Here is a 12259-nt window from a genome sequence, read left to right as displayed (position 1 = left end):
CGGTCGATTGGTGTCAATCGGTCCGCAGCATCACCGCCGAGGGATCGTGGAAGAAGCTGCCGATGTTGATCAATGCGGTCTTGGCATCGGCAACCTGCCGCGCCCCCTCGGTGCCGCGTAGCTGGCGGACGGCTTCCGAGTAGAAGTTCGATCCGCCGGCCCGGCCCAGAGCCAGCCCGCCACCGTGCGTGCTCACTTGCGTGCGGCCATTGAGCTTCAGGATGCCTTCCACCGGATCCCAGCTTTCCTTGAAGAAATCTCCGGTCTCGCCCGGCTTGCACCAGCCGGTCGCCTCGACCGTACAGACCGCGTCGATCGTGTAGCCGTCATAGGGATAGAACAGATCGACCTCGGGTGGCTTGATGTCGCTGCGGTCGAGCATGCCCTTGGCCGATACCCAGTGCGCCAGTTCGGTCCAGGGCAGCGAGTTCTCGTAGAATTCGCCGCAGCGCGTGCCACCCAGCGCCATCGCGTGGATCAGAACCGGCTTGTGCTTTAGATCGCGCGCGCGTTCGACCGTTGTGATGACATGAGCCTCGGCACAGTCGACCGGCACGTCCATGTCGTAGATCTGCATCGGCTCCCAGATCATCCGCGACGAATGGTATTCGTCGTAGGTGATCGGGTTCTGCATCACCGCGGCGGGATTGCGCGCGCCCTGGGCACGGTTGTTCATCGCCATATAGGCGAAGGCATCCTTGTTGGTGCCGAAGTCGTGCATGTAGCGCCGCATCCAGGCCGCATAGGGCTCGCCCGAATGGACCCAGCGCTTGGCGAAGTCCGGCCCGCCGATGTCGCCGCCGACATCGCCGAACTTGCTCAGGTTGCGGCGGAACGGATCGGCATTGGCCGAGCGCGACATGCCCGGATCGCGCTGGTAGGTTTGCACTACGAGGACGGTGTCGCAGAGTCCCGTCGCGACGGCTTGCGCGGCATAGACGAAGGCCGAGCCGAGCCAGGAGTTGAGCGCCCAGGTGCAGCGTTCTATGCCAAGCGCGCCCTGCAGCGAGAGGAAGCCCGACCCGCCCTGCGCCAGCGGAGTCATGCCCGAACCGCAGATGCCGTCGACCTCCTGCTTGTCGATGCCGGCGTCGCGGATCGCGTTGACCGCCGCCTCAAGCCCGAGCGAGAGGTGCGAGCGGCCGAGATCGCGGCCATAGGGCGTCGAGCCGACGCCGACGACGGCGATCTGATCCTTGTAGGGATTGCGCGCCATCAGCCGCGCCCTCCTACGAAAGGCTCGAAGGCAGGCCATTCGAGATTGCCCTGCTCGATCCAGGTCAGCCGCACAGGCATGTCGTGGACGATGTCCTGCGGGTCGCAATTGACGATGCGCGCGAGGTAGCGGAGGCCCTTCTGCTCGACCAGTTCGACCGCGGCGACGTTGACCGGCTCGTGGATCATGCTTTGCGGATCGCGCAACTGGTACAGAAGCGTGAACATGAACACGGTGCCAAGGCCGCTGATCTCCTCGGGCTTCACGTTCCACGACCAGCATTCGGGGCAGAGCGGCCGGTGCGGGTAGATCCAATGGCCGCAGTCCTGGCAGCGGTTGATCACGAGCTGTTTCTCGGCGAGCGCGCGGTAGTGCTCGACGTTGTCATGAGTGATCTGGACATCGGGATAGAGTTCGAAGACGGTGAAGTCGTCGATCGGGCCGTAGTTCTTCATGCCGTCACCGTGTCCTCTTTGGCCCATGCGGCCAGTGTCACCCGATCGATCTTGCCGTTGGCCAGGCGGGGCAGCGCATCGACGAACAGGATGTCGCGCGGCTGCTTGAAGCGCGCGAGCCGGCTCTCGAGCCAGGGCCGCAGTTCCGCTTCTTCGATCGCGCGCCCCTTGCGGCGCGAAACATAGACCCGCACCACTTCCTGACGCCGCGGATCGGACACGCCCACCGCACCGCATTCGGCAATGTCGTCGTGGCCGGTCACGACGTTCTCGACCTCCTCGATCGAGACGTTCTCGCCGCCGACCTTGAGCATCAGCTTGATCCGGCCGACGTAGGAAATGTAGCCATCTTCATCGACCGAGATCAGGTCCTCGCTGCGCAGCCAGCCGTCCTCGGTCAGCGCCTTGGCGCTTTCCACCGGCTTGTCCCAGTAGCCGCGCATGACGTTGCCGCGGATCCAGGCCTCGCCGGGCTGGCCGGGCGCGACGTCCGCGAGCGTCTCGGGATCGACCACGCGGAGCTGGTAGCCATCGAGCATGCGGCCCGACTTGCCGAGCTTGTCGGGCGGATCGCTGATGCTCGACACCGCGCCGGGGCCGTAGCATTCGGTCAATCCGAAGGGCATGATCGTCGCCGCGACGTTGGGCATGACCCTGCGACCGTCCTCCCCCGCGACCGGTGCGTTCTTGAGCGAGGGAAAGGTCAGCCCCTGCTCCAGCGCCAGCGCGACCACTTCGGCGGCCAGCACGCCGAACATGATCGTCGGTTGTTCCTGCTCGAGCAGCTTGACCGCCAGCTTGGGATCGAAGGCCTCGGTGAAGACCAGCCGCCCGCCGTTGACCAGCATCGTCATCTGGCCCCAGATCGAACCGCCGCCGTGGAAGAACGGCATCATCGAGAAGAACACGTCATCGTGATCCGCGCCGATCCGCCGGGCGTGGAGCACGCCGCTGGCGATCATGCCGCCCTGTTCGAGCATGACGCCCTTGGGAAAGCCGGTGCTACCCGAAGTGTACTTGATCATGGCGAGGTCGGTAGGCTTCACGGCCGCGGCCATCGTGTCGCCGATGGCGAGCCACTCGCCGTCATCGCTGCGGCCGATGTGCTCGACGACGCCGAAGTCGTGCGCGCCCGGATGCCGCGCGCCGGTGCGCGACAACATGATGACGTGGCGCAGATCTGGCAGCTCGGGCTCGCAGAGATTGCCGGGCTGGTCGGCAGTCGCGAAGGCCGGGCAGATCTCGCCCAGGATCGCCGGCATGTCGAGATTGCGAAAGCGATCGAGCATGATCAGGTGGCGCGCGCGCGACTGCTCGATGACGTAACGGATCTCGGGCGGCTTGAGGAAGGTGTTGACCGGCACGACCACCGCACCCAGCCGCATCGCCCCGAACGAGGCGACGATCCAGTCGAGCGAATTGGTCATCCACAGCACGACCCGGTCGCCGCGGCGCACGCCGGTGCGGGCCAGCCCGGTCGAGAAGTCGCGGACGCGCTTGGTCAGTTCGCCGTAGGTGAGCTTGCCGACTTCGCCCGCGTCGTTGGCGCCGACCAGCGCGACCTTTTCGGGAAAGCGCGCGGCGGAGTCCGAGATCGCCTGCCACATGGTGCGCTCGCGAGCGGCAGCAAGACGCGCCGCACCTTCCTCCCCGCCCCCGACCATGATCCGCTGCGACTGCACCATCCGCGCCTCTCCATTTTTCTGTGCGGACAGGGTTGAGCCGGCTTGTCAGCTAGTCAAGCCGCAGGACCATCTTGCGGACGCTCTGGCAAAGAGGCTGGAGTTCCGCTCACTTGACCGATCAGGGCAATCCAATCCTATGGACTTACAGGAACAACCGGAGCGACAGTGCATCGCGCGGTACGCGAGGGAGAGACAGCAATGCCGGAGTTCGACGAGACGTTCGATTGGGTGATCGTCGGCAGCGGCGGCGGGGCGATGACCTCGGCGCTGATGATGGCCAAAGCGGGCAAGTCTGTGGTCATGCTCGAAAAGGCACAGTGGCTCGGCGGCACGACCTGCAAGTCGGGCGGGACGATGTGGGTGCCGAACAACCGCTTCATGGATCCGGGCGAGGACAGCACCGAGAAGGCGATCACCTATCTCGACGCGGTGGTGCCCGAAGGCCCCCAGTTCCCCGGCACTTCGCCCGAGCGGCGGCGCGCCTATGCGACCGAAGCGCCACGGATGATCGATTTCCTCGTCGGCGAGGGGCTCGCACTAGAACGCGGCTCGCACTTCTGGCCCGACTACTACGACGAGCTTCCCGGCGGCTGCAAGACGAGCCGCACCGTGCAGGCGCTGCCCTTCGACAAGCGGCAGCTCGGCGCCTGGGAGCCCAAGCTGCGCCAGGGCTTCCTCGAAATGCCGGTCAAGATGAAGGACGCCTGGATGGTGCCGTTCGCCCGGTTCAGCTGGAAGATCAAGCTGATGATCGCGCGGATCGGCGTGAGCATCGTCATGGGCAAGCTGACCGGCAAGCACTGGGTCACGGCGGGCGCGGCGCTGCAGGGACGGATGCTGCAGGCCGTGCTCAAGACTCCGGCCGACATCCGTACCGAGACGCCGGTGTCCGAACTGGTCGTGGAGGACGGCAAGGCGTTGGGCGTCGTCACGGTCCGCGACGGCAAGCCCTGGCGGATCGGCGCGCGGCTGGGCGTGCTGGTGAACGCCGGCGGTTTCGGCAAGAATCAGGCGATGCGCGACAAGTACATGCCCGGCACCCACGTCGAGTGGTCGAACGAGATCGAGAGCAACACCGGCGACATGCACAAGGAGCTCGAGCGCGTCGGCGGCGTGCTCGCGCAGATGGACGAGATGGTCGGCTTCCAGTCGACGCGGGCACCGGGCTGGGACAAGGCCTATGTCATCCCCGGCATGCAGGGCGTCACGGCCAAGCCGCACGCGATCCTCGTCGACCGCACCGGCGTGCGCTACGTCAACGAGGGCGGCTCCTACGAGCTGTTCTGCCAGGCCATGCGCGAACATGACCGCGTCGCGCCGGCGGTGCCGAGCTGGGGCATCATGGATTCGCAGTACATGGCCAGGTACTCGCTGGCGGATCGCATCGGCGGCGGCCCGGTGAAGCCCGAATGGCTGTCGTCGGGATGGCTGAAGCAGGGCGCTACGATCGAGGAACTCGCCCGCGCGATCGAAGTCGATCCGGCCGCACTCAAGGCCACGGTCGAACGCTGGAACCAATTCGTCGCGGCCGGCCGGGACGAGGACTTCCACCGCGGCGAGCGTGCCTATGACGATTATCTCGGCGATCCATTCTTCAAGGACGGGCCGAACAAGACAATGGGCAAGATCGAAAAGGGCCCGTTCTACGCCGCGGAAGTGATCCCCGCCGACGTCGGCACCTATGGCGGCGTCATCACCGACGCATCGGCACGCGTGCTGAACGCGGACGGCTCGCCGATCGAGGGCCTCTACGCCTGCGGCATCTCGACCGCATCCCCGTTCGGCGGCGTCTATCCGGGCGCCGGCGCGAGCGTCGGGCCGTCGATGACCTTCGGCTGGATCGCCGCCAAGCACGCAGCGGGGCTCGGCAATCAGGCTTTCTGACCTCTAGCGGGAGCCCTTCTCGATCGCATCGAGCAGGCGCGAGGGCGAGAGCGGCAGGTCCAGGCAGGTCACGTCGAACGGAGACAGCGCGTCGTAGATCGCGTTGATCAGCGCCGGCGGCCCGATGATCGCCCCGCCCTCGCCGACGCCGCGAAAGCCGCCAAGGCCCTTGGCCGGCGTGACGATGTGGGTGAACTCGATCTCGGGGACGTCGGTGATGCTCGGCAGCAGGTAGTCCTTGAACGTCGCCGCCGCCGGATTGCCCTGCGCGTCGAACGGCATGTCCTCGAGCAGCACCATGCCGATCGCCTGGGCAAGGCCGCCGGCGATCTGGCCTTCGACGACGGCCGGATGGATCACCACGCCGCAGTCCTCCGAAGCCACCCAGCGCAGGATATTCACCCGGCCGGTCTCGGTGCAGACCTCGACCACGCAGGCATGCGCCGCACTGGCGAAAGTGACGGGCGGCGACTGGTGGCGGTAGTTGATCTCCAGCCCCGCTTCCATGCCTTCGGGCAGCCGCTTCGGCTCGTTATAGGCGACCGCGGCAATCTCGCTCAGGCTGCGGGTCATCTCGGGCGCACCCTCGACGTGGACCTGCCCGTCTTCGACCCGGACCGCTTCGGGGCTGGCGTTGAGCAGATGCGCGGCAACCTGCTTGACCTTGGCCAGCAGCATCTGCGAGGCGCCCATCGCGGCGCCGCCGCCGGCCACGGCCTGGCGGCTGCCGCCCGCACCGCCGCCATAGCCGGTTGCCGAGGAATCGTCCTCGACGATGGTCACTTCCTCGATCCGGACGCCCAGCGTGTCGGCGATAATCTGCGCCATCGTCGTCTGCGTGCCCTGGCCCTGCGAATGGGTGCCGAGGCCGGCGGTGACTCGTCCGGTCGGGCCGATGCGGACCGTCGCGATCTCCGAAGCGAAGGGCGCATGCGAAGTCATCGCGGTCGGCTCGACATAGGTCGCAATGCCGATGCCGAGATAGCGCCCCTGCTTGCGCGCCTCGGCCTGTTCCTTGCGGAAGGCCGCGAGATCGACCTTGGTGAGCAACTGGTCGAGGCATTCGGACGGGGTCACGTCCTCCAGCACCATGCCGATCGTAGTCGTGTGCGGCAGGTCGGCAGCCTTGACCAGGTTCCTGCGGCGCAGTTCAACCGGCTCGATGCCCATCTTGCGCGCGGCGATGTCGATCGCGGTCTCGCGCGCCAGCGATTCCATCGCCCAGGGGCCGCGATAGGCGGCGATGCCCACCGTATTGGTGAACAGCCCATCGCTGCGGAAGCCGTAGCGCGGGATCTTGTAGGGCGCCCAGAGGAAGATTGCCGCCGCCGCGCCTGAGTCCGGATAGTGCGGATAGACCCCGTTGTTGACCTCACCCTCGAAATGCGAGGCGAGCAGGAGCCCCTCGGCATCGAAGGCCACCTTGATCCGGTATTCCTGCTCACGCGCCTGGTTGGCGGTGGTCAGGTTCTCGTAGCGGTCCTCGATCCACTTGACCGGCCTGCCCAACAGGAGGGCAGCACCGATCACCGCGATCTCCTCGCGCCAGGGGCGGGACTTGAGGCCGAAGGCGCCGCCCACGTCCTTGCTGATGACGCGGATGTCGAGGTCGGGCCGGCCGAGAATGCCGATCAGGTCGCGGGCGATGCTGTGCGTGCCTTGGGTCGCCATGTGGACGAGCAGTTGCTCGCCGCGCAGCGCAGCCAGGATCCCGCGCGTTTCCATCGGCGAATGGGCGATCCGCTGGTGGCGGATGGTCTCGCTGACGACATGGGCGGCGGTCTCGAACACGTCGCCGAAATCGGCGGGGATCTGCATGGTCGAGCAGATGTTGCCCTCGACGTCGGGATGGACGCGCGCGCCTGTCCGCGCATCCGCCATCGTGACGACGGGGGTTTCTTCCTCGTAGTCCACCACGACCAGCCCGGCGGCGTCCTCGGCAATGTAGCGATCGTCGGCGATGACGATGGCCACCGGATCGCCGACGTAGAGCACCTCGCCCGTGGCGAGCGCGGGCACGATCCGTTCGCCGGCCATCGGCGTGACGTGCCCGCTCTTGAGCTTCAGATCGAGCGGCGCAAGATCTTCGCCGCGCAAGATCGCCTGAACGCCAGGCAAAGAGATCGCCCCTGAGGTGTCAATCGACCGGATCTTCCCGCGCGCAACGGGGCTGCGCACGAAGGCCGCGTGCAGCGTCCCGGGGATCACCACATCATCGACGAAAGTCCCGCGTCCGGTCAGCAGCCGGGCATCTTCCAGGCGGGGGAACCCGTTGCCCAACGAAACGGCCCGCAACGGGTGGGAATAGCTCCACGCCCAAACTCCTATGTTCTTTCGACAATAGTGACGCATAGCGATGCAATCGCAAGGTCAGATATTTTCCGAGTACGAGAACCGCTCCAGCGATCCGCCTATTGTGGTGGCGACCGGGCGAAGGTGACGACAAGTACGTCGCGATAGGCCGGGCGCGTTCGGTCGATAGCATGGATTTCGGTGACGCCATGCAGGATGCGGTGGTCGTCGAGCAACACTGCGTCGCCGGGGTTCTGCAGCAGAAAGCTGCCCAGCTTCTCGCCATTTGGAGAGCCGATCTCCGTGATGCCCTCGCGCACGTTCTGACGGGCGACGAGCATGACGAAGACCCAGTCCACGCCGTCGCGGTGCAATCCCTCGGGCGTCGGCCGGCCGATCTCTTCGGCCGTCGTCTCGATCCTGAACTGGTGGAATTCGATATGCCAGGGTCCGCTGGCGCCGCCGGCCTGCGAAATGGCCGATATCGAAAAGTCGATCGCCGCCTGAGCGACGGCCTGGTTCATCGTCACCGGCAAAACCGGATCGAACCAGCGCTGAACATCGCCGTTGAGGGGATTGTAGTCGCGGCTCTGATAATGCGGCTGGTGCGGCTTGCGGCTCAGATGCCCCTCCGCATGGACCAAGGCCGCATGCCGCCGGCGGCGGTATCTGCCGCCGTCCGCCATGTAGATATCCTTGCCCAGATCGTTCCACGACTGCGCGAAGGCTGGCCAGGATGCCCGTGCGTGGTCGCCCAGCAGAGCGAACACCTGTTCGCCATCCAGGGCCACGAAGCCGCGTTTTTTCAGCACCTCGCCGATTTCGGCGATGCCAACACGGCTCGAACCGGTCAGTGAACTACTCCCGTCTGAGAAGGGAGCCGTCCCCTACAAGCGGGCTAGGTCACCCGCAAGCACATCATCCTTATTTCGGCAAGGCATAGGCCATGATCGCGGCCGCCTTGGGACCAGGTATCGCGAAGTGGCCGCCCGCGGCGATCACCACGAACTGCCGCCCCTTCGGCGAGACATAGCTGATCGGCATGGCCGCGCCGACGGCTGGCAACTGGGCGCTCCACAGCGCCTTGCCGTTGGCGATGTCGAAGGCGCGCAGGCGACGGTCCTGGCCTGCGGCGATGAACACCAAGCCGCCGGCGGTGGTCAGGCTTCCGCCGAAGTTCGGCGCCCCCAGGCGCAACGGGATGTGGCTGGCGATGCCCAGCGGTCCCGAGCCCTCGGCGGTGCCCAGCGGCTTGCTCCAGACCAGCTTGCGCGTCTTGATATCGAACACGCTGATCGTGCCGAAGGGCGGCTTCTGGCAAGGCACGCCGATCGCCGAGAGGAACGGGAAGTTCTTGAAGCCATAGGGCGTTCCGGTCTGCGGAAAGGTGATCACGCCGCCTTCGAACCCGCCCGTGATTGTCTCGCCTTCCTTACGCGGCACCAGCCGGTTGATGTTGGCGAAGTGCAGGGCATTGACGACCAGCAGACCACGCTGGGTATCGACCGCCACGCTGCCCCAGTTGATGCCGCCACCGACCGCCGGATAGGTGATCGTCGGCTCGGTCGTGATCGGGGTGAACTGGCCCTTGTAGTTCGCCCGCCGGTACTGGATGCGGCACATCATCTGGTCGATCGGGGTTAGCCCCCACATGTCGGCCTCGGTCAGATCGGCGCCGGAAACCGACGGGAAGCCCGTGGTATAGGGCTGCGTCGGCGCATTCCATTCGCCCTTGACGCCGCCCTGCGGGACGCGCTTCTGGACCACGGGATCGATCGGCTGGCCGGTCGCCCGGTCGAGCACGAAGATCTCGCCGCGCTTGGTCGGCACGAGCAGAGCGGCCTTGTCGGCAAGGTCGATCGCCACCGGCTGCGCGGCGATGTCATAGTCCCAGAGGTCGTGGTTGACCGTGCGGAACGACCAGCGCAGCTGCCCCGTCGCAACGTCGATAGCCACGACATTGTCGGTGAACTGGTCGGCGACTTTCGAACGGAAGGCCGAATAATAGTCGGGCGGACTGTTGCCGGTGCCGACATAGACCAGGCCCAGCTTCTCGTCGCCGCTGAACACGCCCCAGGCGTTGGGCGTGTCGCGGGTATAGGTCTCGCCCGGTTTGAGCTGGGTCTGTCCCGGCCGTCCGGCATCCCAGGCCCAGCGCAGCGCGCCGGTCTCGGCATCGTAGCCGCGGATGACGCCCGAGGGAGAATCGAACGAGCCGTAGTCGGAAATGCTCTGGCCGACGACGATCACGCCGTTGACGACGGTCGGCGGCGAAGTCGGCAGCGCGTCGTCGGGGCTCGTCAGGCCCATGCCGATGCGCAGGTCGGCGATGCCGTTGCTGGCGAAGCCGCTGCACGGCCGCCCCGTGTCTGCGTCGATCGCGATGAGCTGACCGTCCGCCGTGGTCATGTAGAGGCTGTGGGTGCACTCGGTCCTGGCGGTCTTGGCTGCGTAGTAGGCAACGCCGCGGCACTTCCAGCCGTAGTATTTCGAATCCTTGGTCAGGCCGCGGTATTGCCAGAGGCGCTTGCCCGTATCCTGATCGAGCGCCGCGACCGTGCCGGATTCGATGCACATATAGAGCCGCCCGTTCACCGCCAGCGGCGCGGCTTCGAGACTGGGGAGCGGGCCCGAGGCGATGTCGGAATCGTAACGCCAGGCCAGCTTCAGCGCTTTGACATTGCCGGTGCCGATCTGGTCGATCGCGGCATAGCGCGTGCCTTCAACGCGGCCGCCCCAGTTCTGCCAATCTTGCGGCGCTCCCGGTAAGGCCGCGACCTTCGCCGCGCCGGGAAGGCCGCTCTCGGCGGTCTCCGCCTTCACTACGGCGCCGGCGACCAGCAACAGCCCCGCGAGCGAAGGTACCCCGACCCACCAGCGCGGGGCCGCCCCCGCCGCGCGGTGGGTGCCGGGCAGCAGGAAGAGCAGGCCGACCACAGCAGGCCCGACCAGCCGCGGCATCAGCGCCCAGCTATCGAGACCGACTTCCCAAAGGCTCCAGACTATGGTGCCGGCCAACATCGCGCCGAACACTCCGGCGGCCAGACGCCAGCCCCGGAGGAGTCCGAAGGCGGAAACGAGCACGGCGAGGCCCGTAGCCACGTAGTACAGGCTGCCACCGTCGGCGGCGAGCATCCCCCCGCCGACCGTCAGCGTAATGCCGACCAGGCCCAACACTGCGGCAAAGAGCCAGACAGCTATCCTCCCCATGAAACCCCCGTTTCTATTTTTCTGTTTTCAAGCGAGCGAGTGCGTCGCCGCTTGGTACGGCGACTATTCCGCCGCCTCAACCACCTTCGGTTCGACCGGATCGAACTTGATCGGCAGGCCCTTGATGCCCCAGGTGCCCGGATAGGGCCGCCAGCCCGCCGGGCCGCTCGAACGCAGGTTGGTCATGCGCTGCGCAATCAGGTGCAGGCCTTCCTCAAGCTGCGCCTTGGCGATGTACTGGCCCAGGCAGATATGCGCGCCGAGGCCGAAGGGGATCGGCGGATTGGTGTGCACGCGATCGGGATCGAAAGTCTCGGCATTCTCGGCCACGCGCGGATCGCGGCCGATGACGTTGAGCGGGAACCAGATCATGCTGTCCTTGGGCATCACCACGCCGCGGTATTCCCAGTCGCGGCCCAGCATGCGCATCGCCGGCGCGGTGCTCATGTGGCGGAAGGTCTCGCGGATCACCTTGCGACAATATTCGATGCTCTCGCCGCATTTGGCGAAGACCTCGGGCCGATCGGCGAGCAGCGACATCATGATCGTCAGGATGTTCTTCGACGTGTCGTAGCCGGCGACGAACAGGAAGATCAGGATGTTCTCGAGCTCGTCGTCGTCGAGCCCGCCTTCCTCCTGGTTCTTCAGCAACAGGTCGAGCAGGTCCTCCTTGTCGGATAGACGCTTGCCCGCGCGCCGGTCGGCGACGAACTGGCCGACGAACTTCTCGAGCACGATCGTCGCTTCCTCGAGCTGCGGCAGGAAGTTCGGATCCATGCAGACGCTGAGGCCCAGCGTTTCGAGCGAGGAACGGATCGGCTTGATCGCCTCCGGAGACTGGCCGATCAGGCGGCACATCACAGTGATCGGGAAGTAGGACGCGAACTCCTCGAAATCGAAGGCGCGTTTGGGTAGCCATTCGTCGAGCAGGTCGGAAATCACCTCGCGCATGATGTCGCGGTTCTTGTTGGCCTGGCGCGGGGTGAACGAGGGCGCGAGGATCGCGCGAAGCCGCTGGTGCCGCTCGCCGCTGATCGCCAGCATGTGGTTGGTCTGGAAGCGCCCCCACTGCGTCCCGTGCGCATGCATGACGTCGAGCAGCCCGCCATAGGGCGGCGCGTACTGGTCCTCGCTATGGAAGAACTCGCGGATCGCCTTGTAGTCGTTGATCAGATAGCCGATCGACGAGTTCGCCAGCCACGGATGCTTCTCGCGTGCAGCGGCGAAATGGGGATAGGGATCTGCGGCAAACCAATCCTGGCCGACGTCCAGGAAGGGAAGGTCGATCTCGGTCGCGCGCTGCATTCTTGCCTCTCTCTTGCGATTTTCGCCAACCGGCTGTGACGGTTTGGCATTCTGCGCGGCATTCTAGCGGCCGGGTTATATGTAACCAGATTTACATTTCGCCGGCTCGCAGCGCGCATCGCAGGGTTGAGGCTAGAGGCAGGAGAGCGGTGACGGGCTGCTTCCGCCGCGCCGCGCAGAACCTTTCCCACGATCGGAGAAAGGTCTGCGAC

At 66.0% G+C, this 12259-nt stretch carries 8 protein-coding genes; 1 reads left to right on the top strand and 7 read right to left on the bottom strand.

Features of this window, described 5'->3' with window-relative positions:
- Positions 1-13: 13 nt before the first annotated feature.
- Genes KRR38_RS26305 through KRR38_RS26295 form a run of 3 tightly spaced genes read right to left on the bottom strand, consistent with a single transcriptional unit; the run spans position 14 to position 3356 of the window.
- The gene (locus tag KRR38_RS26305) at positions 14-1216 is read right to left on the bottom strand and encodes a thiolase family protein (RefSeq protein WP_217406373.1); all 1203 of its coding nucleotides are present in this window, start codon (positions 1214-1216) and stop codon (positions 14-16) included.
- Positions 1216-1671, bottom strand: coding sequence for a Zn-ribbon domain-containing OB-fold protein (locus KRR38_RS26300; protein ID WP_217406372.1), 456 nt, complete (start codon positions 1669-1671; stop codon positions 1216-1218). Before KRR38_RS26300 ends, KRR38_RS26305 begins: the two co-directional genes overlap by 1 nt.
- Entirely contained in the window at positions 1668-3356 is a 1689-nt protein-coding gene (locus tag KRR38_RS26295) for a class I adenylate-forming enzyme family protein (protein ID WP_217406371.1), read from the bottom strand. Before KRR38_RS26295 ends, KRR38_RS26300 begins: the two co-directional genes overlap by 4 nt.
- A 198-nt stretch (positions 3357-3554) precedes the next feature.
- Between KRR38_RS26295 and KRR38_RS26290 the strand changes: the two genes are divergently transcribed.
- Positions 3555-5240 (top strand): FAD-binding protein, encoded by a 1686-nt coding sequence (locus KRR38_RS26290; protein ID WP_217406370.1) that lies wholly within the window; start codon positions 3555-3557, stop codon positions 5238-5240.
- Between the two features lie 3 nt (positions 5241-5243).
- Here the strand turns inward: KRR38_RS26290 and KRR38_RS26285 are convergent, their stop codons facing one another.
- The 4 genes from KRR38_RS26285 to KRR38_RS26270 all read right to left on the bottom strand — a co-directional run bounded on the left by KRR38_RS26285 (position 5244) and on the right by KRR38_RS26270 (position 12047).
- A complete protein-coding gene (locus KRR38_RS26285) occupies positions 5244-7520 on the bottom strand; it encodes a xanthine dehydrogenase family protein molybdopterin-binding subunit (protein ID WP_254514981.1) in 2277 nt (758 codons plus the stop codon).
- A 131-nt stretch (positions 7521-7651) separates the two neighbouring features.
- Entirely contained in the window at positions 7652-8344 is a 693-nt protein-coding gene (locus tag KRR38_RS26280; RefSeq protein ID WP_375293440.1) for a 2OG-Fe dioxygenase family protein, read from the bottom strand.
- 112 nt (positions 8345-8456) lie between these two features.
- Positions 8457-10742 (bottom strand): PQQ-binding-like beta-propeller repeat protein, encoded by a 2286-nt coding sequence (locus KRR38_RS26275; protein ID WP_217406369.1) that lies wholly within the window; start codon positions 10740-10742, stop codon positions 8457-8459.
- 63 nt (positions 10743-10805) lie between these two features.
- On the bottom strand, positions 10806-12047 hold the full coding sequence (locus KRR38_RS26270; RefSeq protein ID WP_217406368.1) for a cytochrome P450: 1242 nt from the start codon (positions 12045-12047) through the stop codon (positions 10806-10808).
- Between the last annotated feature and the right edge of the window lie 212 nt (positions 12048-12259).

Source organism: Novosphingobium sp. G106 (genome assembly GCF_019075875.1).
Taxonomy (GTDB): domain Bacteria; phylum Pseudomonadota; class Alphaproteobacteria; order Sphingomonadales; family Sphingomonadaceae; genus Novosphingobium.
This window is presented reverse-complemented; position numbering and strand designations above follow the sequence as displayed.